The organism is Pseudonocardia sp. P1 (genome assembly GCF_000178675.2).
Taxonomy (GTDB): Bacteria; Actinomycetota; Actinomycetes; order Mycobacteriales; family Pseudonocardiaceae; genus Pseudonocardia.
Genome location: NZ_ADUJ02000001.1, coordinates 5,945,749 through 5,969,408 on the forward strand (window position 1 = coordinate 5,945,749; position 23,660 = coordinate 5,969,408).

Here is a 23,660-nt window from a genome sequence, read left to right on the forward strand (position 1 = left end):
GATCTCCTCTACAGGGACCGGGCCTGCTCGCGCAGGTGGCGGTGCACGCCGTTGTAGGCGGCGGCGTCCGGCAGCAGCGCTTTGGCGATCTTGGTGACGGCGCTGTAGTTGGTGTCGACGACGTTGGCCAGCGGCGACTCCGCGGCCTGGGTGAGCAGCTGGTAGGCGTCCAGCCGGTCCAGCCCGTAGAGCTCGCCGAGCCAGGCGATCATGCCGACCTGGGACGCCCGCCAGGCGTCCTCCAGCGGCCGGGACGACCCGACGACGACGTAGTGCGTGTCCGTCTCGATCCGCGGCCACGCCGGAGCCGGCGCACCCTTGACGAGCTCCACGAGCAGGACGACGTCCATGGCGCCCTCGACGGCCGTCCCGCAGCTCTCGCCCTCGCCCTGCCGGTAGTGGCCGTCGCCGACGGAGAACAGCGCGCCCTCGACGTTGACCCGTAGGAAGCACGTCGCACCGGCCCGCATCTCCGGGGTGTCCATGTTGCCGCCGAACACGTCCGGCACCAGCGAGCTGCGCACCTCACGGGCCGGTGGCGCGACGCCGACCGTGCCCAGCATCGGGTTGCACGGCAGGTCCAGCTGCAGGTCGGCGCTCGTCGCCTCGAACCGCACGGTGCCGGCGTCCCGGTCGAGCTGGTAGATCCAGACCCGCTCCGGCAACGGTTCGTGCAGCAGCGCGGTCCGCTCGGTGACCGACAGCGCGCCGAAGAACGGGATCGTCGTCGACGCGCCCCAGTCCCGGGCCGGGGTCAGCTCGACGATGTGGAGCGCGAGGGTGTCGCCCGGCTCGGCGCCCTCGACGAAGAACGGCCCGGTCTGCGGGTTCACCTCGGCCATGTCGAGGACGTCGGTCGGCCGGTCGGTGGTGGAGGTGATGCGCCCGGAGAACGCGTCCTCGGTCCAGAGCCGCAGGCAGGTGCCGGGCGCGATGCGGTGGGTGGGCGGGGCGCCGCCGAACGTCCAGGCGAACTCGTGCCGTTCGGGGCGGTACTCGACGACCTGCATCATCCGATCCTGGCGTGCCGGGTGTGACGGCGGCAACGGTTGCGTCGCGCGCGGCTCCCGGCGCGGGCGTACGGTGCGTCGGTGCCCCGGGTACCGGAGGGTCTGCTTCCCCACCTCCGGCGGGCGCACGACGAGATCGACCGGCGCTACGCCGAGCCGCTCGACCTGGCCGGGCTCGCCGCCGTCGCCGGGGTGTCGAAGTACCACTTCCTGCGCTGCTTCGCCGCCGTCTACGGACACACCCCCGCCGCGCTGCTCACCCGGCGCCGGATCGAGCGGGCACAGGACCTGCTCCGGGCGACGAACCTGACCGTCACCGAGGTCTGCACGCTCGTCGGGTACTCGTCGCTGGGGTCGTTCAGCAGCCGGTTCACCCGCCTCGTCGGGGTGAGCCCGTCGGCGTACCAGGCGCGGTGGGCCGCGCGCGGCGCTCCGCGGATCCCCGGGTGCTACGTGTTCATGCACGGGCTGTCCGACACCGCAATCGCGGAGAAGCCGCCGGGTACCGGCCGGGACTAGCGTCCGCCGCATGCTCACGAACATCTCGCTGGTCACGCTGTACGTCACCGACCAGGACGCCGCCAAGCGCTTCTACTGCGACGTCCTCGGCTTCGTCGAGGGGACCGACGTCGCGATGGGCGACGGGTTCCGCTGGGTCACCGTCCACCACCCGGCCCACCCGGAGCTGGAGGTGACCCTGATGAAGCCCGGCCCGCCCCTGGACGAGGGCATGGCCGAGGCGGTCGCGCGCTCGCTCGCCGCCGGCCGGATGGGCGGGTTCGGCCTGACCACCGACGACTGCCACGGCGACCACGCGAAACTCGTCGCGCAGGGGGTGGAGTTCACACAGCCGCCGTCGGAGCGGCCGTACGGGATCGAGGCGGTGATGCGGGACAACTCCGGGAACTGGCTGGTGCTGGTGGAACCCAGGCCCTACGACGGCTCCGACTTCCCCCACGCGACCTGACCCGAGCCCCCTGACCCACGCGACCTGCCCCGCGGCCCCCGCCCCGCCCCGCCGCGCCCCGCCGCGGCGCCCGGCCCAGCGAGAGCCGCACAGGTCCAGCGGCAGCCGCACAGGTTCGGTGACGGCCGCATGGGTTCGGGGGCATTCGCACAAGCCCGAGCTCGTGCGAGAGGCACGGAATCTGTGCGGTTGCCTGGTTGTCCGGCGCAGGTCATGGAGTTCCGGAGCGGGCGGCCGGGCGCGGCTGCATGGCGCCCGGGCGCTGCCGCCTCAGGCAGGGCGCGGCCACAGGCGACGCGCGGCCACAGGCGCGGCGCAGCACAGGCGAGGTGCCGCCATACGGGTGGGGCGCTGTCACGCGGATGGGGCGCCGCCACGCGGGTGGGGTGCTGCCACGCGGATGGGGCCCGGCCACGCAGGAGGGGCGGCGCCATACAGGCATGGGCGTAGCCGCACAGGTTCGCCGGCAGCGCCACAGGTTCATCGGTATCCGCATGGGTTGGTCGGCTGCCGCACATGTTCGGGCTTGTGCGGCTGCACCGGAAGCTGTGCGGCTACGTCGTGTTCGCGTTCGCGGCTGCCGGCAGCGAGGCCCCGAGGCTCGACAGCCGCACATGCTCGGGGTAGCCGCGCAGGCGTGGGTAGAGCCGCACAGGTTGGATGGCTGCCGCACGAGGCTGAGCTTGTGCGCCGTCCCGGAAGCTGTGCGGTTGCTGGGGTGCCTGCGCCGCGGGGCGTGGTCGGTCGGCCCGGAAGCTGTGCGGTGTCCGCTACGCGCGCGGAAGGTCGTCGCGGCGGTCTGCGACCAGCTGACGGCTGCGGCGGCGCCGGGCGCCGGGCGCCGCCGCCGGAGCGAACGGAAGCCGCACAGGTTCGGTGCGCGCCGTTCGCACCGGCCGCACAGCTCCCAGGCAGCCGCACAGCTTGTCAGGCAACCGCACGGGCTCGGGCTTGTGCGACTACCCGTGATGCTGTGCGTTAGCACCTGAACCTGTGCGGCTCCGCCGGAGCCTGCGCGGCTGTCCCCAGAGGCTTTGTGCGGCTGCCGATAGGTGCGTGGCCGGCCAGCGCCTGGGTGGCGCTGCCCGACAGGTGTGCGGCTGCCCCCAGCCTGTGGCTGCCCCCGAGCCTGTGGCTACCCCGGGCGTGTGGCTACCCCGGGGCTGTGGCTACCCCCGAGCCGGTGTCGCTGCTGGCAGGCGTGTGGCTCCGCAGGGCGTGGGCGCTTCGTCCCGGATCGGGTGGTCGGCTGGGCCCGGGTGGGCGACGGGGGTGGTGGGGTCAGTCGGTGGGAGGGGGCGGTGTGCGTCGGGCGCGGCTGGCCTCGGCGGCGGCCTGACCGGCGTCCTTGCTGGTCGCGGCGCGGGACGCGAGCTCCTTGTAGGTCAGCGGCTTCCGTTCGAAGCGGCCCTCGTGGGCGGCGATCGCGTCGCGGTGCTCGCGGTGCTCGGGATGGTTCGACTCGAACTCCTGGCGGGCCTCCACGGTCCGGCGCCAGTGCGTGATCGTGTCCCGGTCGCCGTTGTTCAGTCCCTCCCAGGACTGCGGTGCCGACGACATCGCCGTCGGCGGGGCGGCCCGGCCGCGCATCGCCGGGCTCGGTGGGCGACGGCTCGTCGCCGCGCCGCAGTCCGGGCAGTCGGGCGCCGGCGTCGACCAGGACGGGACCATCAGTTCGAAGCGGGTGCCGCAGGAGCACGCGTAGTCGTAGACCGGCACGGCGACGACCTTCCGGGGCGGGGCCCGGCCGCGGAGGTCGCGGCCGGGCCGGGGGACAGGACGGGCGGGGCGGACGGGTCAGGTGTAGGAGTTGCCCGGACCGGTGCGGAGCTCCTTGATCTGGTTCGCGTCGTGTCCGAAGACGACGGTCGCGTCGGTCCGCTCCTGGATGGCGCGGATCTTGTCGACCGAGTTGAACCAGGCCACGGTGTCGTAGACGATCCCGGCCGCGATCGGCGGCGGGCCGTAGGACTCCTTCAGGTAGAGCGAGTCCGATGCGAAGATCATCGTGCCGGAGTCGGCGAGATCGACCTGCAGGCTCATCGTGCCCCAGGTGTGGCCCGGGGTGCGCAGGAGCGTGACGCCCGGGAGCAGCTCGGTGTCCTCGGAGATCGTGTCGAGCTGGAGGGTGTCGTAGTCCGACTTGATGTGTGCGCCCTTGTTGTGGCCGTCGAAGGAGAACGCCCCCTCCTTCTCGGCCTCGTCGACGATGATCTTCGTGTCGGCCTTCTCCCAGAACTTCGCGTTCGCCGCGTGGTCGAGGTGGAGGTGGGAGAGGACCAGGTAGTCGATGTCGTTGGGCTCCAGGTTCAGCTGCTTGAGCCGGGAGTCCAGCCAGTCGTCCTCGGTGGCGGCGTCGACCGGGAAGAACTGGCCCAGCCCGGACGGGGCCCAGCGCGTCTCCCAGTCGCGGGGGACACCGGCGTCCCACATGAGTTTCTGCCCGTTCGGGTGCTCGACGTAGACGACGTGCGTCGGCACCTCGATCCAGTCGCGCTGCTTGTCGGGCTGCTGCTGGGTGGCCATCCGGCCCGGATCGATGAGCAGCCACGTCAGGTCGGCGTGCATCGTCCCGGTCGGAAGGATCGTGACCTTGATCTTGTCGGCGTCGGACATCGCTCTCCTCGTCGAGTGCGGGCGCCCGGGGTGACCCCGGTCTCACCGGATACATGCACACTGCCGCACCGATCGCGCGGGCGACAAGCCGTGATCGTCGTGGCAGGCTGCCGGGATGGCGAGGTACTACGACGTCCACCCGCAGAACCCCCAGCCCCGCAGCATCGGTCAGGTCGCCGACCTGGTCCGGGAGGGCGGCCTGATCGCGTACCCCACCGACTCCTGTTTCGCCCTCGGTTGTTCCCTGGGCAACAAGGAGGGCATCGACCGGATCCGGCAGATCCGCAAGCTCGACGACAAGCACCACTTCACGCTCGTCTGCGCCGAGTTCGCCCAGCTCGGACAGTTCGTGCAGATCTCCAACGCGGTGTTCCGCGCGGTGAAGGCGTCCACGCCCGGGAGCTACACGTTCATCCTCCCGGCCACCAAGGAGGTGCCGCGCCGGCTGCTGCACCCGAAGAAGAAGACCGTCGGCGTGCGGATCCCGGACCACGCCACGACCCAGGCGCTGCTCGCGAACCTCGGTGAGCCCCTGCTGTCGTCGACCCTGCTGCTGCCCGGCCACGACGAGCCGCTGACCCAGGGCTGGGACATCAAGGAGGAGCTCGACAACCAGGTCGACGCCGTCATCGACTCCGGCGACTGCGGCACGGAGCCGACGACCGTCGTGGACCTGTCCGGCGACGAGCCCGAGATCATCCGGACGGGTGCGGGTGATCCGTCCCGGTTCGAGTGATCCGGGCCCGGCGGCGCGCAGCGTGATCGCGCCGTCACGGTCCTGACCACGGCCGTCGCGGGAACCCGGCCGTCGGTCGTGCGCGACCGGTTGGTGCGAAGGCTCCCGGTCGCGGGCCGGAGCCGCCCGTCTGCCCGTCGTCCACCGCCCACCGCATCGGGCCGGGCGGGGAGCCAACCGCCGAGTAGGGTTCGTGAGCGACCCTGTCCGGACCCGTTCCCGTACGGGCCGGGTGGAACGTGACATCCGGCCCGGATGTCGTATCAGCCGTTCGGAGGACGATCGCGTGGCGCGAGACGACCCGCCGTACAGCCCGTCCGGTCCGGGGCAGGACCCGCCGGCCGGGCCGGGCGAGGGCGCGAGCGGCGACGCCGTACTGGCCGCCATCGCGCACCGGCTGCGCGCGCGGTCCGAGCGACAGCAGCTCCTGACCGAGCGGTTGCGCTCGGGCGAGCTGCGCCCCGGGGCCCTCGCCGATCTCGCCGAGCTCGCAGGGGCGGCCCGTCGCGGCGTCCGTGACGGCGAGCACATCCTCGTGCTGGCGGGCGCGCCGCGCGGCCGGCGGATGTCCCCGCCGACCCCGCTGGGGCAGGCGCTGGACTCGATCGTCGCCGCGAGCGAGGCGGCCTCCCGGACCGTCGTCCCGCCGACGCCGAGCGTGTCGGTGGACGTCTCGGCCCTGCCCGTCCTGGAGCAGATCCTCGCCGAGCTGCTCGCCCACGCCGCCGGTGCGACCCCGCCCGGGGAACGGCTGGAGCTGCACACCCGGTGGGGTCCCGACGGCGGCGTCGTCGTCGAGCTGCAGTGCGCCACGCCGCCCCGGCACCGGACCCCGGTCGAGGAGCTCGACCGCGCGCTGAACACGGCCACCCCCGCCGGTCCCGTCGCGCCGCAGGAGATCGGGCTGCACGTCGCCGCACGCCTGGCGCGGGCGATCGGGGCGCGGCTCGGTGTCCGTGACCCGGCCGCGAGCACCGGGGTCTCGCCGGTCGCGGTGCTGCACCTGCCCTCGTCGGTCGTCGGAGGGGGGCAGCAGCCCGAGCAGCCCGCCGCCGCTCCGGAGGCCGTCGGTCCGACCGCGTCGCTGCGCCGGCCCGCCTCGCCCGACGCCGTCGGAGACGCGCCCTGGCCGCCGCCGCAGAGCAGCCGGCGGGACGACGACTCCCTGCCGAGCCGGCCGCCGGCCGCGGCCCAGGCCGGGCCCCCGGCGCCGGACGAGCCCGGGGCGCTGCCCCGCCGGGACACGCCGGGCCGTCCGCGGGGGATCGCCGGGGCGCAGCCCTTCGGTGCGCCGGACCGGAACGGTGCCGCGGGGCTGTGGACCGCGTCCCCGCAGGACTCCGGCCCGCAGGACCTCGCCGCGCAGGAGCCCGGGCCGCAGGACTCCGGGCCGCAGGACGTCGCCGCCCACGGGCACGTCCGGCCGGGTGCCGATCCTGGTGTGCCGGGTCCTGGTGTGCACGGTGCCGGAGCGCAGAGTTCCGGTCAGCAGAGTTCCGGTCAGCAGGGTCCTGGTCAGCAAGGTCCCGGTCAGCAGGGCCTCGGCCAGGGCGCCGGACCCCAGGGGCCGGGCCAGGTCGTTCCGGGCCGGCAGGGGTCTGGTCTGCCCGGGCCTGCTCAGCACGGCCCGGGTCCGCAGGGTCCCGGTCAGCCGAACGCCGGTCAGCACGGATCGGGTCAGCCGAACTCCGGCCTGCCGGGATCCGGTCAGCAGGGTCCTGGCCATCAGGGCGCCGGCCACCCGGGATCCGGTCAGCCGAACCCGGGGCAGCAGGGCATGGGGCTCCCGGGCCCGGGCCGGCAGGGGCCCGGTCCGTCCGGCCCCGTCCGGCCCGACCGCTGGGGCACCGGACTGCACCTCCCCGCCGGTCGCCCGGCGGCCCCCGGACCGGACCGGACGTCCAACGGGGCGGGTCCGGATCCCGCCGGCCCCGACGCGCCCCCGGTCACCGAGGCACTACCGGTGTCCGGAGCCCCCGGCACGACCCCACCGGTCGAGCTGTTCGGTCCGTTCGACTCGGAGGTACCGGTCCCGGTGGACGACGCCGACGACACCCCCATCTTCGCGTCGGTCGCCTCGGCCTGGTTCCGTGAGCCGTCGACGCCCGAGACCACCGCGCTGCCGGTGAGCAACGGGACCAACGGCAACGGTGCCCCGTCGGGCAACTGGCAGACCCCCGGCGACGCCGAGTTCGACGCCGCGCGGATCCGCGCCGACCGCGTCGTCGACCTCCCGACGACCGCCCAGGGCCTCCCGCAGCGGCTTCCCGGCCAGGCGATGGTCCCGCCGCCGTGGCGGGAGACGCCGAACGGCGGTCAGCCGAGCGGCTCCCGGGAGCGGCAGCCGGACCGCGTCCGCAGCCGGCTGGCGAGCTACCAGCGGGGCCTGCGTGAGGGCAGGCACCGCGCGTCCGAGGACCAGCCGGAACCGGTCAACGGGGCCGCCGTCAACGGGCACTCCGGCGGCGGCCCGGCCTCGAACGGGCACGGGCTCCACGGCGAGGGCGGCCGCAACGTCGGCTGAGGCGCGGTGGCCCCGCGGCGGCCGCGTCAGGACCGTGGTCCGGCCGCCCAGCCCTCGGGGTCGTCCCACGCCTGCAGTGTCCGGCGGCTCACGAACGTCCGCCGCTCCCCGCTGACCGGGTCGTCGAACTCCAGGGAGCGGGAGAGCAGCTGCAGCGGGCGGGTGAAGTCGCCGTCCGGACGCTGCCGCAGCTCGGGGTAGACGTCGTCGCCGAGGATCGGCACGCCCAGCTCGTTCAGGTGGACCCGCAGCTGGTGGGTACGTCCGGTGCGGGGGAACAGGCGATATCGGGCCAGCCCGGCGCGGTGCGTGTCGAGCTCGATCCGGGTCTCGGCGTTCGGCGTGCCCGGCTCCGTCACGGCTGCGAAGATCCCCGGCCGCTTCACGATCCGCGACACCTCGGTGCGGGGCAGTGTGAGCGACGGATCGTGCCGGGTGATCGCCTCGTAGGTCTTCCCGACCCGGCCCTCGGCGAACAGCATCTGGTACGCCCCGCGCAGCTCCGGGCGCGCGACCAGCAGCAACACCCCGGCCGTCGCACGGTCCAGCCGGTGCGCGGGGCTCAGCTCGGGCAGTCCGAGCTCGTGCCGCAGCCGCACGAGCACGGTCTGGCGGACGTGCGAGCCGCGCGGGATCGTCGCGAGCAGGTGGGGCTTGTCGACGACCACGACGTCGTCGTCGGCGTGCAGCACCTCGACCGGGAACGGGACCTCGGCCTCGTCGGGCTCCTCGCGGTGGAGCCACAGCGTCGTCGACGGCGTGAACGGCGACGACGGCGTCAGCGGCCCGGCCGCCGTCACGATCTCCCCGGCGGCGAGCATCGCGTCGATCCGCCGGGGATCGACGCGCGGAAGCCGGTCGGCGAGGTGCGCGCGCATCGTCGTCCACTCCCCGGCGGGCGGGGTGCGCAGCCGGGCCGGATCGAGCCCGTCCCGGGCGGGGAGCGGCGGCACCTCCCGGGACGCGCGTCGGCGGCGGCGGGACCTCACCCCTGCGAGCCTACGGCGGCGGCCACGAACGCTCCGGCGGCAGGGCCCGGGCCGTACCGTGGGGCGATGCGGCTCGCAGCGGTCCTGCTCGTGATCGCCGCCGGGCTTGCCGGGTGCGGTGCCGGGCCGCCGGGCGGCGGGCTCACCGGCGCCGTCATGCAGTACCGCTCGGACATCGCGTCCCGCGTGGTGACCGTCCGGCTGCGCGCCGGCGCCGATGTGCGGGTCGAGCGCGTGGAGCTGCGCCCGGCCGGGTTCACCCCGTCGGCGCCGGTCGTGCCGGGTGCCGCGCTGGGGGCCGGGACGACGACGGACGTCCGGGTGCCGCTCGGCGTCCCGGACTGCCGTGCCGCACCGGCCCCCACCACCGCACTCGTCACCACCGAGGGCACGACGGAGACGCTCACCCCCGCCGACGAGCACGACGCGATCGGCGCGCTGCACCGCGCGGAGTGCGCCGAGCGCGCCGCGCGGGACCGGGCCGACGTCACCTTCGATCCGGTGTGGACGCGGTCCGGGGACCGGCTGCTCGGCACGGTGCGGCTGCACCGCCGCGCCGGGACGGAGCCGGTGTCGATCACCGAGCTGGGCGGCACGACCCTGTTCGGCATCACACCCGCGCCCGGGAGCCGCCTCCCGCTGACACTCGGGCCGTCGGCGCAGGACATCAGTTTGCCGGTGCGCATCGAGGCGGCCCGGTGCGACCGTCACGCGCTGGCGGAGAGCAAGCGCGCGACGGCGTTCGCGGTCGTCACCGGGGAGCCGCCGGTCCGGCTCACGGTGTCGCCGCAGGACCGTGTGCCGCTGCTCGACTTCGCGGCCGACGTCTGCACCTGACTTGCCCGCATGGTGGGTAAGAGTTCATGATGTGGGTCCGCGACAGTGCCGTCGGACCTGCAGGGAGCCCTATCGTGTCGGAGACCGTCATCGTGGTGAACACGGTGGTGGCCGTGCTCGCCACCGTCGTGCTGATCGTCCGGTTCCGGTTGAACCCGGTGATCTCGCTGGTGATCGGCGCGGTCTACCTCGGGCTCACCGCGGGCCTGGGCGTGCAGGGCACCGTGGACGCCGTCACCGGCGGGTTCGGTGACATCCTCGCCGACGTCGGGCTGCTGATCGCCTTCGGCGTGCTCACCGGGGCGATGCTGCACCGGGCCGGCGCCATCGAACGGCTCGTCGCGTCACTGCTGAGCATCTGCGGGCCGCGCGGGATGCCGTACGCCACGGCGGTCACGGTCGGCACCGTCCTCCAGTCGATCTTCGTGGACGTCCTGCTGGTCATCTCGGCGCCGCTGGCCCGGCGGATCGCGCCGCGCATCGGGAGCCACGGTCTGCCGCGGATGGCGACGGCGCTCGCGATCGGGCTCGAGTGCGGGATCGTGTTCATGGTGCCGGGCGTCGGCGCGGTCGCGCTGGCCGGTGTGCTGGGCGTCCCGATGGGGCAGATGCTGCTGGCCGGGCTGATCGTCGTCGTCCCGACCGTCGTGATCGCGACCGGGATCATGACCTTCCTCTTCCGGCGCGGCTGGTGGGACCCCGAGCGCGACGAGCAGGAGCCGACCTGGGCCGGGATGGCGCCGTCGGGGACGGACGGCGACGAGGGGCCCGGCCCGGACACCGACGCCGCCGGCTCCGGTGCGACGGCGGATCCCGCCGGTCCCGAGGGGACGGCGCCGCAGCCGTCGGGCGCGGCCACGACCGTCGCCGGCCGGCCGGACGGCGCCCGTCGTCGCCCGCTGCCGCTGATCCTGCTCTTCGCACCGCTGCTCGTCGGTCTGCTCCTGATCGCCGCGGGCGCCGTGCTCGACGCCGCCGGTGTCGAGCAGCCGGTGCTGGTCTTCCTCGGCGAGCCGGTGATCGCGCTGCTGATCGCGCTGGTCGGGACGACCGCCGTCGTCGGGCTGGCGCACGGCCGCGAGCTCGTCGAGGGCGCGGTCGGCGACGGGTTCCGCGAGAGCGGCCAGATCCTGATCCTCACCGGTGTCGGCGGCTCGCTCGCCACGACGATCTCCGACGCCGGGCTGGGCGAGATCCTCGGCCGCTACTTCTCCGCGAACACCGCCGCACCGCTGCTGATGGTGTGGCTGATCGCCGCCGTGCTGCACGTCGCGATCGGCTCGGTGACCATCTCGGCGATCACCGCGGCCGGCGTCCTCGCCCCGGTCGCGCCGGTGATCGGCCTGGCGCCGGTGCTGATCGCGCTGGCCGCGGGCGCCGGTGCGCTGTTCGCCGTGCACGTCACGTCCAACACGTTCTGGCTGCTCCAGTCGCTGCTCGGCCAGTCCGTGCGGGGCGCGCTCAAGACCTGCTCGGTCGGGGTGTCGGTCGCCTCGGTCGTGGCGATCCTGCTGATCCTGCCGCTGTCCTACGTCTTCTAGAAGGGAGGCCGAGACGTGTCCGACCTGCCGCTGTCCGGTATCCGGGTGCTGGAGCTGGGGAACTACATCGCGGCGCCGACCACGGGCCGGCTGCTCGCCGACTTCGGCGCGGACGTGATCAAGGTGGAGCGTCCGCGCACCGGCGACGAGCTGCGCAACTGGCGGCTCTACGCCGGTGACACCTCGATGCTCTACCGCACCCTCAACCGCAACAAGCGGTCGATCACGCTCGACCTGCGCTCCGACGCCGGGCGCCGCGCCGTGCTGGACCTTGCCGCGTCGTGCGACGTCGTGCTGGAGAACTTCCGGCCCGGCACGCTGGAGAAGTGGGGTCTCGGGCCGGGTGAGCTCGACGCCGCCAACCCCGACGTCGTCCTGGTCCGGATCTCGGCGTTCGGCCAGACCGGCCCGATGTCGGCACGTCCGGGCTTCGCCGCCGTCGCGGAGGCGATGGGCGGGCTGCGCGCGCTGGTGGGGGAGGAGGACCGGCCGCCGTCGCGGACCGGGGTGTCGATCGGCGACTCGATCGCCGGGCTCTACGGCGCGTTCTCCGCGGTGATGGGCCTCTACCAGCGCGAGGCCGCCACGGACCGGCCGCCGCTGGACCGCCGCTCGATGGACGTCGCGCTCAACGAGGCGGTGTTCTCGATGATGGAGTCGCTCGTGCCCGACCACCTGGCCTACGGCGTCGAGCGTCGCCGGGTCGGCGGGCGGATGGAGGGCATCGCGCCGTCCAACGCCTACGAGTGCGGTGACGGCGGCAGCGTCGTCATCGCCGGCAACGGCGACTCCATCTACGGCCGGTTCATGCAGGTCATCGGCCGGCCGGAACTGGCCGACCAACCCGATCTGGCATCCAACGCGGGTCGCTGGGAGCGCCGGGACGAACTCGACGCGGCCATCGAGGCGTGGACGCGGTCGATGCCCCGCGACGAGGTGCTCGCCCGGCTGGAGTCCGCGGGCGTGCCGGCCGGGCCCATCTACTCGGCCCCCGACATCGTCGGCGACGCGCAGTTCCGGGCTCGGAACATGGTCCAGTACTTCGACGTCGACACCGGCGGTCCGGAGCCCGCCCGGGTCGGTTTCCCGGGCGTCGTGCCGGTGCTGGGCGGGGAGTCGGTGCCGGTCCGGCACGTCGGCCCCGACCTCGGCGCCGACACCGGCGACGTGCTCGGCGGCCTGCTCGGGTACACCGACGACGCGGTCCGCGCCGCGTCCGGAGAGGAGTCCTGAATGGACGTGCTGCTGCGTGACGTGACGCTGCGGGACGGGTTGCAGCTGACCGGCAAGCCGCTGCCGACCGGGCGCAAGGTCGCCCTCGTCCGGTCGCTGCTGGCGGCGGGCGTGCCCGAGCTGGAGATCGGCTCGCTGGCCCGCGGCGACCTCGTGCCACCGCTCGCGGACACCCTCGACGTGGTCGCCGCGCTGACCCCGGAGGAGCTGGAGCGCTGCTGGGTGTGGGTGGCGACGCCACGGCACGTGCAGAAGGCCGTCGCGGCGGGCGCCCGCAACGTGCAGTACTGCTTCTCGGTCTCCGACGCCCACAACAACGCCAACATCGGTCGCGACACCGGGGTGTCCCTGGAGGCGATGCCCGAGGCCGTGCAGTACGCCCGTGACGCCGGTGGACGGATCCAGCTGTGCCTCGCGACGTCGTTCACCTGCCCGTTCGACGGCCCGGTCGACCCGGAACGGGTGCTGGAGATCGTCGCGGACCCGCGGACCGACGGCTCGTGCGACGTCGTCGTGTGCGACACGCTCGGGCAGGCGGCACCGTTCGAGGTCGGGTCGCTGGTCGAGCGGGTCGCGGGCGTCGCGGACGGCCGGCGGATCGCCTTCCACGGTCACGACACCTGGGGGCAGGGCGTCGCGAACGCGCTCGCGGCCGTGCAGGGCGGCGCGACCCTGCTGGACGGCGCGCTGGGCGGCCTCGGTGGCTGCCCGTTCGCGCCCGGGGCCAGCGGGAACACCGCGAGCGAGGACCTGCTGTTCGCGCTGCGCCCGTCCTGGCTCACCCCCGACGTGCTGGCCGGGCTCGTGACGGAGGCCGAGGACGTCCTCGCGGAGCTGGGGGAGCCGAACCGCTCCCGCGCGGCGCAGGGCGTGCGGTCGAAGGCCGAGGCGTTCCGCTGGACGGCCGGGCCGCGGGACTGACGCCCCGCGGCCCTGCGGTCAGGTCGGCTGTCCGCTCGGCTCCGTCTCCGCGTCGCGCGTCGCGGACGACGGCTGCTCGGACGACGGCGGGCCGGGCGGCGGCCGCTCGGCGGGGACGACCCCCTGCTCGACACCCATCTCCCGGACCACCCGGGGCGCGGTCCACAGCAGCGGGAGCATGAGGAACCCGGCGGGCACCGCCGTGATCACGATGACGTTCTGCAGGGCGGTGATGCCGCCGTCGCCGACGACGATCAGCACCGCCGCGGCGGCGCCCATCAGGAGGCCCCAGAAGACCCGGGTACCGCGGGCCGGCTCGCCGCGCGTCGTCGAGGCCGCGGCGATGGCGTAGGACATCGAGTCCGTCGTCGTCGCGACGAACGTGCAGGTCAGCAGGAGCAGCACGATCCCGAGCAGTGATCCGAGCGGGAGCTGCTCGGCGGCCGAGACGACGGCCGCCGCCATCCCGGTCGACTCGAGCGGCCCGGACAGCGCGCCCGGGGTGTTCTGCTCCAGGAAGATGCTCGTGCCGCCGAAGACGGTGAACCACACCGCGGTCGCGACCGGCGGGACGATCGAGGTACAGACGATCAGGTCGCGTACCCGGCGGCCGCGCGAGATCCGCGCCACGAAGATCGACATGAGCGGGCCGTAGCCGAGGAACCAGCCGAAGAAGAACACCGTCCACGAGCCGAGCCACGCCTCGTCGCCGCGGTGCAGGGCCAGCGGCGCGAAGTCGCGCAGGTACAGGCCGAACCCGCCGAGGAAGGCGTCGATCAGGAACCCGGCCGAGCCCAGCACGAGGAACGCCGCCAGCACGCCCAGCGCCATCCAGATGTTGATCCGGCTGAGCAGCTGGATGCCGCGGTCGATGCCGGTGAGTACCGAGACCACCGCGACGGCGGTCAGCCCGAGGATCACGGCGAGCTGCACCGGGTAGGTGTCCGGCGTCCCGATCAGCCGGGACAGGCCGTAGGACACCTGCAGACCGAGGAAGCCGATCGGCCCGACGGTGCCGGCCACCACGGCCAGCACGGTGACGATGTCGACGGCGGTGCCGAGTCTCGAGTGCCGCACCTTCTCGCCGAGGATCGGGTGCAGCAGTGTCCGTGGTCGCAGCGGCAGGCCCTTCTCGGCGCCGCGCATCATCACGATCGCGCCGAGCGAGCCGAGCACCGCCCAGGCCAGGAAGCCCCAGTGCGTGAAGCTCTGGGCCAGCGCCGGGGCGACGGCGTCCGGCGAGCCGGGCGCGACGTGGTCGTAGTACGGCGACGGCGAGACGAAGTGCTGCAGCGGCTCACCCGCGGCGAAGAAGACCCCGCCGCCCGCGAGCAGCGTGGACATGATCATCGCGATCCACTTGAAGCGGGCGATCTCCGGCTCGCTGCGGCCGCCGAGCCGCACGGCGCCGTAGCGGGAGCACGCCAGCCCCACCGCGACGACGAAGGTCGCGAACAGCAGCACCTGCCACAGCGGGCCGAACCAGCGGGCCGCCAGGTCGAACGCGACGGTCACGCCGTCGTCGGTGGCGACGGGGACGATCAGCGCGGCGATCACGAACGCCGTCAGCAGGCCACCGGCGATGCCCAGCACCGCCACGTCGGTGGACCGGGAACGGGTCGCCGGGGCGGTCACCGCCCGCCCCCGGCGGTCGGTACCGCGCTCGGCAGCGGTCGGTCGGTGGCGCCCACGAGGGGTCGCACGGATGTCATCGGGATCGTCGCTCCGCGGAGTCGGGGATGATGTGGAGCTGGGCGGCATGCGCGCCGTCGGCCAGTCCGTGGCCGGGAGGTGCAGCCCGTCTCGCAGCGTTGCCGCGCGCTCGTGCTCCCGAAGTGCCGAAGCATCCACCGTAGCCGCTGATCGGACACGTGCCACAAACGGCCACAGTGGACGAAACGTTCGTGGTGTGTCCGGTCAGGACGGCGGGCGGCCACCGAGGGTCCGGGTCAGCCGGTCGGCGGCCCGGACCAGCAGCTCCACGTGCTGCTCGCACCGCTCCCGGGTGAGCCGGATCGTCGGCCCGCTGATCGTCAGCGCCGCCGCGACCGCCCCGGAGTGGTCGAAGACGGGGGCAGACAGTCCGGAGCCGCCGTCGTCGCGCTCGGCGGCGGTGATCGCGAACCCGTCGCGGCGGGTCTCGTCCACCAGTGTCCGCAGCACCGCCGGGTCGGTCACCGTGTGGTCGGTGATCGTCTCCAGCGGCCCGGACAGGACCTCGTCGGCCAGCGGTGCGTCCCACGCCAGGAGCACCCGGCCCGCCGAGCCCGTGTGCAGCGGGATGATCTTGCCGACGTGCATCTCCCGGCGCAGCGCGTGCCGGGTCTCGGCCACCGCGACGCAGACCCGGAAGCGGGTCTCGGCCCGGAACAGCGCCGCCGTCTCGCCGGTGGTGTCGCGCAGCTCGCGCAGCACCGGGCCGGCCAGGTCGAGCAGGTCGACGCCGCGGGCAGCGGCACCCGCCCAGTAGGCCATCCGGACGCCGACCCGGACCCGGTCGCCGACCCGGTCCAGCAGCCCCTCCGTGACCATGTTGGACACCAGCCGCTGCACCGTCGACGTCGGGATCCCGGTGGCCTGCTGGATCTCGCCGAGGCTGAGCACCGGGCGCTGCAGGGTGAAGGCGTCGAGGATGTCCGTGATCTTGCCGAGGACCAGGAGCGGCTTCGGCCCGGTGACCTCGGAGGTCATTCCGGGATCCGGTCCAGGAACGCCGACGCCGCCTCCCGGTAGCGCTCCCAGGCGTGCGGGGCGGGATCGGCGTCGTACCGGGCGGGCTCGGTCGCCGGGGCCCAGGACGGCGGGGTGTCGCCGCCGCGCAGCGCCCACGCCGCCTGGCGGGCCGCGCCGTCGGCGACGTACTCGCCGGGCTCCGGTACCCGCACGGGCACCTCGAAGACCTGCGCGGCGATCCGGCACACGGCCTCGGACCGGGTCGCGCCGCCGACCAGCGTCACCCCGGACACCGAGACGCCCTGCTCGCGCAGCGCCTCCAGGCCGACCCGCTGCGCGTAGAGCATGCCCTCGACCGCCGCCCGGGCCAGGTTCTCCCGGGTCCCGGAAGCGAGGGTCCAGCCGTGCAGTGAGCCGGTGGCGTCCGGCAGGTTCGGCGTCCGCTCGCCCTCGAGGTAGGGGACGACGACGAGGCCGCCCGCCCCCGGCTCCGCGGCCAGCGCCAGCTCGCCGAGCTCGGCGTGGTCGACGCCGAGCAGCCGCCGGGTCGCGTCGAGCACCCGGGACGCGTTGAGCGTGCAGACCAGCGGCAGGTAGGCGCCGGTCGCGTCGGAGAACCCGGCGACGATCCCCGACGGGTCCTGCGCACGCGTCGCCGACCGGGCGAACACGGTGCCCGACGTCCCGAGCGAGACGACGACGTCGTCGCCGGCGTCGACCCCCAGCCCGGCGGCGGCGTTGTCGCCGGCCCCCGCGCCGATGCGGATCCCGCCGGGGCCCTCGACGGACTCGGCCGGGCCGAGGACCCGGGGCAGCGCCGGTGTCGCACCGAAACCGCGTTCGAGCAGGTCCGTGCGGTAGCCGGCGCCGTCGTAGTAGCCGGTGCCGGACGCGTCGGACCGGTCGGTGACCAGCTCGTCCAGTCCGGCCGCGCCGCGCAGCCGCCAGGTCAGCCAGTCGTGCGGCAGGCACACCGCCGCCGTGCGGGCGGCGTTGTCCGGCTCGTGCTCGGCGAGCCAGCGCAGCTTCGTCAGGGTGATCGAGGCGACCGGGACGACGCCGGTCGCCTCCGCCCAGCCGCCGGCCCCGAGCTCCTCGGTGAGTGCGGTCGCGGCCGGGGCGGAGCGGGTGTCGTTCCACAGCAGCGCGTCGCGGACGACCTCACCGCCGGAGCCGAGGCAGACCATCCCGTGCTGCTGGCCCGCGACCGACAGCGCCTCGACGCCGTCGAGGCCGCCGGCGTCGGCGAGGGCCTCCTGCAGGGCGTCCCACCAGAACCGCGGCGCGATCTCGGTCCCGTCCGGGTGCGAGGCCCGGCCGGACCGGACGAGCTCGCCGGTGTCCGCGTCGCGGACGACGACCTTGCAGGACTGGGTGGAGGAGTCCACCCCGAGCACCAGTGCCATGCCCCCAGCCTGCCACGGGGATCCCGGCGCGGCGGGCGGCACGCGGTCGCCGGCGGTGCCAGGCTGGACCCATGAGCGACGAGGAATGGTTCTACTGCCTGAAGCACAACACGGTGGAGCCGAAGGACGGCTGCCGCGCCGCCGACCGGCTCGGCCCCTACCCGGACCGCGAGACCGCGGCCCGCGCGCTGGAGCTCGCCCGCGAGCGGACCGAGGCCGAGGACCGCAAGGACCACCGGTGGAGCAGCGGGGACGACGAGTAGGCGCTTCGCGCTCGTGAGTGGAAAACACGGCCCTGACCGTGTTTTTCACTCACGGGCGCGCAGCGCCACAGGAATCCCGCCCACCGGCACCGGCAGCGAGGTGTTGTCCCAGCGCAGCCGGTAGCCCGGGTCGACGGTCCACCGGTACCGCCGCAGCATCTCGTGCAGGACCGCGGTCACCTCCAGCGTGCCGAAGTGCAGGCCGATGCACTTGTGCACGCCGCCGCCGAACGGGATCCAGGCGTCGCGGTCGGACCGGTCCTCGCGCCGGTCCGGGCCGAACCGGTCGGGGTCGAAGCGCTCCGGGTCGGTCCAGCACGAGCGGTCGTAGTGGTTCACCGCCTGGGCGACGACGACCCGGGTGCCCGCCGGCACGTGGTGCCCGGCGACCGTGGTGTCACGCACCGCGGTGCGCATGACGACCGGGACCGGCGCGTCCATCCGGAGCGCCTCCTTGATCACCAGGTCCAGCCCGGTGAGCGAGCGCAGGTCCGCGACGGTCGGCACGGCGTCGCCGATCCGTTCCGCGAGCGCGTCGGACTCGGCGCGGCAGCGCTCCTGCCACTCCGGGTTCCGCGCCAGGTGGTGCGCGGCGGCGGCCGCGGTCGTCGTCGACGTGTCGTGCGCCGCCATCATCAGGAAGATCATGTGGTTGACGACGTCGTCGTCGGAGAACGCCTCGCCGTCGTCGGTGCGGGCGTGGCAGAGCGCGGAGAACAGGTCGGTGCCCTCGCCGGTCCGCTTCGCGTCCAGGTTGGACCGGAACCAGTCCTCCAGCAGCGCGCGGCCCTGCAGCCCGCGCCGCCACCGTGTCCCGGGGAGGTCCTTGCGCACGAACGAGTTCGCCGCCCGGACGCAGTCCACGAACGCCCGGTTCACCGCCTCGGCCTCCGGGCCGGAGCGGGCGTCCATGAAGACCGACTGGGCGACGTCCAGGGTCAGCCGCTTCAGCGCCGGGTAGAGGCGCATCCGCGACGGCCACTGCGGCATGACCTCGCGCAGCACCGGGGTGGTGGCGGCGACGTAGCTCTCGATCCGGGCCGGGGTGAACGCCTCCTGCATGATCCGCCGGTGGGCCCGGTGCTCGTCGAAGTCGAGCAGCATCAGGCCGCGGTGGAAGAACGCGTCGACGGTCGCCCGCCAGCCCTCCTGGGAGAACGCCTTGTCCCGGTTGACCAGCACCTCGCGGGTCGCGGCCGGCCCGGTGACGACGATCGCCCGCCCGGCGGGGGAGCGCATCCACCACACCGGGCCGAGCGCCTCGGTCCGGGCCCGGGTGAAACGGTGTCCGAACCGGACGTAGGCCAGCGCGTGGCCGAGCAGCGGCAGGCCGTCGTCGCCGGGGACCTCCCTGGTGTCCCCGGGGGCCGGGCCGAACGGCGCGGGCCTGCGGCCCTCGGCGCCGGTGCTGAGCAGCGCGTCGTCCAGCCGGTCGGGGGCGGGCAGGGTGAGCACCGACGACCAGCGCTCGCGTGCGTGCTGCACCAGGCTCACGGGGGTGCCTCCTCGCGTTCGACCACCGTGTCGGACCTCAAGTTAGACACTTCTTCCGAAACTGTCCAGGAGCTGGACATGGCATGCCATGATGTCCGCGATGGAACGGCGGACGATGGCGCGGCGGGCGCGCGACGAGCTGCGGGACGAGGTGCTCGACGCCGCCGAACGGCTCGCCGTCGCGGGGGAGCGGCCCTCGATGCCCGAGCTCGCCCGCCGGGTCGGCGTCAGCAGGCAGACCCTCTACAGCGAGTTCGGCGACCGGGACGGCCTGGCCGCCGCGCTGGTCCTGCGGGCCACCGGCCGGTTCCTGGACCGCATCGAGACCGCGCTCGACGGGGAGGACGACCTGCACGCCGCATGGGTCGCCGCCGTCGGCGCGGCGCTGACGGAGGCCGCGGAGAACCCGCTGGTGAAGGCCCTGCTGACCGGTGCGCCGTCGGCGTTCGGGAGCCAGTCCGGGCCCATCGTCGCCGCCGCGGCCGACCGGGCGGCCGGGTACCTGCGGCGGGTCCGGCCCGGAGCCGCGGACGGCACCGTCCGGCTCGCCGCGCAGACCGCCGCCCGGCTCACCGTCAGCCACCTGGTCCTGCCGCCCGGGCCCGCGGAGCGCTCCGCGGAGGACATCGCCACCGTCGTCGTCCGGCTGCTGGGGGAGTGAGCCGGACCGTCAGCGGGCGAGCGGCGCGACCCGCTCCAGGGTCCGCACGGCGGCGTCGTGCAGGTGCTGCCCGACGTCCGGGTCGGCCTGGCCGGCGAGCGCGCGGGCGTGCGTCCCCTCGATGACGATCGCGAACTTGAACCCGGCGAGGACGGTGTACCAGTCGACGGCCGACGGCTCCCGGTCCCCGGCGTCCGCCCAGGCCCCGACGAGCTCGTCCCGGCCGGGGAGCCCGCCCGCGGCGGCCAGCGCGGCCCCGGTCAGCGGGTCCGGCCCGCCGTCCGGCCAGGTCACGAGCAGCCAGCCCAGGTCGAGCAGCGGGTCGCCGACCGTGCACATCTCCCAGTCCACGATTGCCGCGACCCGGGGCCGCACGGGATCCAGCAGCACGTTGTTGAGGTGATAGTCGCCGTGCACCAGCCCCGGCGGCGACGGCGGCGGGCGGTGCGCCTCCAGCCACCGCGCGAGCTCCGGGACGTGCGGGAGCCGGTTCCCGCCGTACTCCGGGATCCGGTCGTAGGACGCCAGGTGGTCGAGCCAGCGCGGCACCTGACGCTCGAGGAAACCGTCGGGCCGCCCGAGGTCGCCCAGCCCGATCGCCTCGTGGTCGACGGCGGCGAGGCGGGCGAGCGCGGTGGCGGTGTCCGTCGCGGCGGCGGCGCGGGCGGCCGCGTCGTCGCGGTACAGGGCGCCGACCGTCGCACCCGGATTGTCCCCGTCGACGGCCTCCATCAGGTAGAAGACGACGCCGAGCACGCTCTCGTCGGTGCAGCCCGCGACGAACCCGGGGTGCGGCACGTCGGCGCCGGCGAGCGCCGACAGCACCCGCATCTCGCGGGCCAGCGTCGCGTTGCTGGCGGGCCGGGGGTGCTCGGGCGGCCGGCGCAGGACGAGGTCGCGGCCGCCCCAGTCCAGGCGCAGCACCACGTTCTGGGTGCCGCCCCCGATCCGCTCGACGGCGGAGACCGGGCCGCCCGGCAGACCGGCCCCCCGTCCCCAGCCGGCGACCGCCTCCAGGTCGACGAGGTCGCGGGGGAGCCAGTCGGGCTGTGTCGTCGTCGGCACGTCAGCGAGGTTACGGCCCGCGGGCCCGCACGTCGCGGGACCGGCGCCGACCCGGCCCCGGGGCGTTGAAGGAGTCCACAACGACCACCACGGGAGCGGGGTGACAGCGGTCACCCCCGGACGCCAGGGTGCCGCCATGACCAGCACGCACGAGACGCCCGCCCGCACCGGACCGGCCTTCGGGCTCTGGTACGACTTCCGCAACCCCGACCCCGGCCGTCCGTTCGGGGCGTTCTACGCGGAGGTCCTGGACCAGATCTCGTGGGCCGAGCAGCGGGGACTCGATTCCGTCTGGCTGACCGAGCACCACTTCTGCGACGACGGGTACAGCCCGTCGCCGTTCGTCCTCGGGTCCGCGATCGCGCAGCGGACGTCCCGCATGCGGATCGGGACCAACCTCATCGTCTCGCCGCTGCACGACCCGGTGCGGCTCGCCGAGGACGCGTCGACCCTGTCACTGCTCTCCGGCGGCCGGTTCGACCTCGGCGTCGGGCAGGGCTACTGGGCCCGCGAGTTCGACGCGTTCGGCAGGACGCTCACCCACCGGCCCAGCCTGCTCGAGGAGGGGGTCGAGCTGATCCGCCACGCGTGGTCGGGATCGGCGGAGGGCTACCGGGGGAGGCGCTACACGCTCCCGCCGCTGCCCGTGACGCCGGTCCCCGAGACACCGCCGCAGCTGCTGGTCGGGGCGATGGCCGACGTCGCGATCGAGCGGGCCGCGCGGATCGCCGACGGGTTCCTGTCCACCCAGAACGCCCACCACCGCAGCTACCTCGACGCGGTGCAGCGGCTCGGCCGGCCGGTCGACGACGCCGCGATCTACGCCGGTCAGTGGGCGATCGTCGCCGACGACCCCGAGCGCGTCTGGTCCCGGATCGGGGAGCACGCGCTGTACCAGCTCAACGAGTACATCTCCTGGGGCGCGTTCGGACCGCCGGAGAGCACACCGAGGTTCACCGACCCGGCGCAGATCATCGAGGCGGGCGCGTACCAGCTGATGGACGCCGAGGCCGCGACCACCCACTTCACCGAGCTGCTGCGCGGGACGCCGCAGATCCGGGACGTGCACTTCTGGGCGATGCTGCCCGGCGAGCCGGTCGAGAGCGGCTCCGAGCGCATCGCCTACCTCTCCGACAAGGTCGTCCCGGCGGTGCGGGAACGGCTGCGGGCGCGGCCGTGACCGAGTTGCTGATCACCGAGTTCGCCGACCGGGCCCGGCAGCAGCATCCCGGGCGGCCGATCGTCGGCTACGAGCACGGCGAGGAGGTGCTCCGCTACGACTACGGCCGCTACCACGACCGGGTCGTGCGGCTGGCGGGTGCGCTGCGCCGGCTGGGGGTGCGGCCGGGCGACCGGGTCGGGTCGCTGTGCTGGAACCACCACCGTCACCTGGAGCTCTACGCCGCGGTGCCACTGGCCGGGGCGGTGCTGCACACCCTCAACCTGCGGCTGTCCGCGGAGGAGATCGCCTACATCGCGGGGCACGCCGACGACCGGCTGATCGTCGCCGACGACGACCTGGTGCACCTGCTCGACGGCGTCCGGCCGGAGCTGGGCGTCGTCGGCTCCGGTGCCGAGTACGAGGAGCTGGTCGCGCAGGGACCCGCAGTGACCGGGGCCCCGGAGCGGTCCGAGCACGACCTGGCCGTGCTCTGCTACACGTCCGGGACGACCGGGCGCCCGAAGGGCGTCGGCTACACCCACCGCGGCCTCTACCTGCACACCTTCGGCGCGTGTCTGGCCGACGGGCACGCGATCTCCGCCCGCGACACCGTGCTGCACGTGGTGCCGCTGTTCCACGCGAACGCCTGGGGCGTGCCGTTCGCGGCCACCATGGCCGGGGCGGCGCAGGTGCTGCCCGGCCCGCACCCGACCGTCGCGGAGATCGCGTCGATCGTGCAGCGGGAGCGGGTCACCTACCTCGGCATGGTCCCCACGGTCGCGACCGACCTGCTGGAGCACGTGCGCACCCACGGGACCGACGTCTCCTCGGTCCGCGCGCTCGTCCTGGGCGGGTCGACGCCGTCGACCGCCCTGATCCGCGCGTGGGACGAGCTCGGCGTCCCGGTGTTCCAGGGCTGGGGGATGACCGAGATCTCGCCGATGGCGACCTTCACCCGCGATCCCGACCCGCCCGGCGACGACGAGGAGCGGTACCGGAGGACCCGCAGCCAGGGCCGGCTGCTGCCCGGCCTGCAGTGGCGGATCGTCGACGACGACGGCGCGGAGCTGCCCCGCGACGGCGTCGCGTCCGGCGAGCTGCTGGTCCGCGGGCCGTGGGTGGCGACCTCCTACTACCTGGGCGAGGCGCCCGAACGCTTCGTCGACGGCTGGCTGCGGACCGGCGACGTCGCGACCATCGACCCCGCGGGGCGGCTGCGGATCGTCGACCGGGCGAAGGACCTGATCAAGAGCGGGGGCGAGTGGATCAGCTCGGTCGCGCTGGAGCAGGCACTGCTCGACGATCCCGACGTCGCCGAGGCGGCCGTCGTCGCGGTCCCGCACCGCCGGTGGCAGGAGCGCCCGCTCGCCGTCGTCGTCCTCCACGCCGGACGGGACGCGACCGGCGGAGAGGTGCTCACCCGGCTGGGCACCCGGGTGCCGCGGTGGTGGCTGCCCGAGGACGTCGTCCCGGTCGACGCCCTGCCCCGCACGAGTGTCGGCAAGACGGACAAACGGCGGCTGCGCTCGCAGTACGCCGGCACCGACGAGAAGGAGTGATCC

The 23,660-nt window shown here is 74.4% G+C and carries 21 protein-coding genes; 12 read left to right on the forward strand and 9 right to left on the reverse strand.

Features of this window, described 5'->3' with window-relative positions:
• Positions 1 to 8 precede the first annotated feature (8 nt).
• Positions 9 to 1,010 carry an acetamidase/formamidase family protein gene (locus tag PP1_RS27695; protein ID WP_029239618.1) on the reverse strand — a complete coding sequence of 334 codons (1,002 nt, stop codon included), beginning with the start codon at positions 1,008 to 1,010 and terminating at the stop codon, positions 9 to 11.
• Positions 1,011 to 1,091: 81 nt separating this feature from the next.
• Here PP1_RS27695 and PP1_RS27700 point away from each other — a divergent pair, with 81 nt between their 5' ends.
• Positions 1,092 to 1,529 (forward strand): helix-turn-helix transcriptional regulator, encoded by a 438-nt coding sequence (locus PP1_RS27700; protein ID WP_010231972.1) that lies wholly within the window; start codon positions 1,092 to 1,094, stop codon positions 1,527 to 1,529.
• Between the two features lie 10 nt (positions 1,530 to 1,539).
• A complete protein-coding gene (locus PP1_RS27705) occupies positions 1,540 to 1,977 on the forward strand; it encodes a VOC family protein (protein WP_010231974.1) in 438 nt (145 codons plus the stop codon).
• Positions 1,978 to 3,258: 1,281 nt separating this feature from the next.
• On the opposite strand, the gene PP1_RS27710 is transcribed toward PP1_RS27705, so the two are convergent.
• Both PP1_RS27710 and PP1_RS27715 read right to left on the reverse strand, forming a co-directional pair.
• Complete coding sequence (locus tag PP1_RS27710; RefSeq protein WP_010231979.1) at positions 3,259 to 3,696, reverse strand: FmdB family zinc ribbon protein; 438 nt, start codon at positions 3,694 to 3,696, stop codon at positions 3,259 to 3,261.
• A 78-nt stretch (positions 3,697 to 3,774) separates the two neighbouring features.
• Positions 3,775 to 4,593 (reverse strand): N-acyl homoserine lactonase family protein, encoded by an 819-nt coding sequence (locus PP1_RS27715; protein ID WP_010231982.1) that lies wholly within the window; start codon positions 4,591 to 4,593, stop codon positions 3,775 to 3,777.
• Between the two features lie 115 nt (positions 4,594 to 4,708).
• Here PP1_RS27715 and PP1_RS27720 point away from each other — a divergent pair, with 115 nt between their 5' ends.
• Entirely contained in the window at positions 4,709 to 5,329 is a 621-nt protein-coding gene (locus tag PP1_RS27720; protein WP_010231985.1) for an L-threonylcarbamoyladenylate synthase, read from the forward strand.
• Between the two features lie 286 nt (positions 5,330 to 5,615).
• Positions 5,616 to 7,853, forward strand: a complete 2,238-nt coding sequence (locus PP1_RS27725) for a hypothetical protein (protein ID WP_075314446.1) — start codon at positions 5,616 to 5,618, stop codon at positions 7,851 to 7,853.
• A gap of 26 nt (positions 7,854 to 7,879) precedes the next feature.
• Here PP1_RS27725 and PP1_RS27730 read toward each other — a convergent pair whose 3' ends face one another.
• Entirely contained in the window at positions 7,880 to 8,842 is a 963-nt protein-coding gene (locus tag PP1_RS27730) for a pseudouridine synthase (RefSeq protein WP_033199302.1), read from the reverse strand.
• A 66-nt stretch (positions 8,843 to 8,908) separates the two neighbouring features.
• Here PP1_RS27730 and PP1_RS27735 point away from each other — a divergent pair, with 66 nt between their 5' ends.
• From PP1_RS27735 to PP1_RS27750, 4 genes are all read left to right on the forward strand, one after another.
• Entirely contained in the window at positions 8,909 to 9,679 is a 771-nt protein-coding gene (locus PP1_RS27735) for a hypothetical protein (RefSeq protein ID WP_010228257.1), read from the forward strand.
• A gap of 74 nt (positions 9,680 to 9,753) precedes the next feature.
• Positions 9,754 to 11,220: a GntP family permease gene (locus PP1_RS27740; protein WP_075314444.1), complete on the forward strand. Its 1,467-nt coding sequence runs from the start codon at positions 9,754 to 9,756 to the stop codon at positions 11,218 to 11,220.
• 15 nt (positions 11,221 to 11,235) lie between these two features.
• Entirely contained in the window at positions 11,236 to 12,453 is a 1,218-nt protein-coding gene (locus tag PP1_RS27745) for a CaiB/BaiF CoA transferase family protein (RefSeq protein WP_010241745.1), read from the forward strand.
• Complete coding sequence (locus PP1_RS27750; RefSeq protein WP_010241744.1) at positions 12,454 to 13,374, forward strand: hydroxymethylglutaryl-CoA lyase; 921 nt, start codon at positions 12,454 to 12,456, stop codon at positions 13,372 to 13,374.
• Positions 13,375 to 13,392: 18 nt separating this feature from the next.
• Here the strand turns inward: PP1_RS27750 and PP1_RS27755 are convergent, their stop codons facing one another.
• The 3 genes from PP1_RS27755 to xylB all read right to left on the reverse strand — a co-directional run bounded on the left by PP1_RS27755 (position 13,393) and on the right by xylB (position 17,453).
• Positions 13,393 to 15,009: a BCCT family transporter gene (locus PP1_RS27755; protein ID WP_010241743.1), complete on the reverse strand. Its 1,617-nt coding sequence runs from the start codon at positions 15,007 to 15,009 to the stop codon at positions 13,393 to 13,395.
• A 282-nt stretch (positions 15,010 to 15,291) separates the two neighbouring features.
• The gene (locus tag PP1_RS27760) at positions 15,292 to 16,065 is read right to left on the reverse strand and encodes an IclR family transcriptional regulator (protein ID WP_010241742.1); all 774 of its coding nucleotides are present in this window, start codon (positions 16,063 to 16,065) and stop codon (positions 15,292 to 15,294) included.
• Positions 16,062 to 17,453, reverse strand: coding sequence for a xylulokinase (gene xylB, locus PP1_RS27765; RefSeq protein ID WP_010241740.1), 1,392 nt, complete (start codon positions 17,451 to 17,453; stop codon positions 16,062 to 16,064). The genes PP1_RS27760 and xylB overlap by 4 nt, the downstream gene beginning before the upstream one ends.
• A 71-nt stretch (positions 17,454 to 17,524) precedes the next feature.
• Here xylB and PP1_RS27770 point away from each other — a divergent pair, with 71 nt between their 5' ends.
• Positions 17,525 to 17,716 (forward strand): hypothetical protein, encoded by a 192-nt coding sequence (locus PP1_RS27770; protein ID WP_010241739.1) that lies wholly within the window; start codon positions 17,525 to 17,527, stop codon positions 17,714 to 17,716.
• A 45-nt stretch (positions 17,717 to 17,761) separates the two neighbouring features.
• Here PP1_RS27770 and PP1_RS27775 read toward each other — a convergent pair whose 3' ends face one another.
• Positions 17,762 to 19,210, reverse strand: a complete 1,449-nt coding sequence (locus PP1_RS27775; protein WP_010241737.1) for a cytochrome P450 — start codon at positions 19,208 to 19,210, stop codon at positions 17,762 to 17,764.
• A gap of 100 nt (positions 19,211 to 19,310) precedes the next feature.
• Between PP1_RS27775 and PP1_RS27780 the strand changes: the two genes are divergently transcribed.
• Positions 19,311 to 19,871, forward strand: coding sequence for a TetR family transcriptional regulator (locus PP1_RS27780; protein WP_075301715.1), 561 nt, complete (start codon positions 19,311 to 19,313; stop codon positions 19,869 to 19,871).
• 9 nt (positions 19,872 to 19,880) lie between these two features.
• Here the strand turns inward: PP1_RS27780 and PP1_RS27785 are convergent, their stop codons facing one another.
• Positions 19,881 to 20,936, reverse strand: coding sequence for a phosphotransferase family protein (locus tag PP1_RS27785; RefSeq protein WP_010233340.1), 1,056 nt, complete (start codon positions 20,934 to 20,936; stop codon positions 19,881 to 19,883).
• 136 nt (positions 20,937 to 21,072) lie between these two features.
• Here PP1_RS27785 and PP1_RS27790 point away from each other — a divergent pair, with 136 nt between their 5' ends.
• Positions 21,073 to 22,116, forward strand: coding sequence for an LLM class flavin-dependent oxidoreductase (locus PP1_RS27790; protein WP_010233336.1), 1,044 nt, complete (start codon positions 21,073 to 21,075; stop codon positions 22,114 to 22,116).
• On the forward strand, positions 22,113 to 23,657 hold the full coding sequence (locus PP1_RS27795) for a long-chain-fatty-acid--CoA ligase (RefSeq protein WP_010233333.1): 1,545 nt from the start codon (positions 22,113 to 22,115) through the stop codon (positions 23,655 to 23,657). The genes PP1_RS27790 and PP1_RS27795 overlap by 4 nt, the downstream gene beginning before the upstream one ends.
• The last annotated feature ends 3 nt before the right edge of the window (positions 23,658 to 23,660 follow it).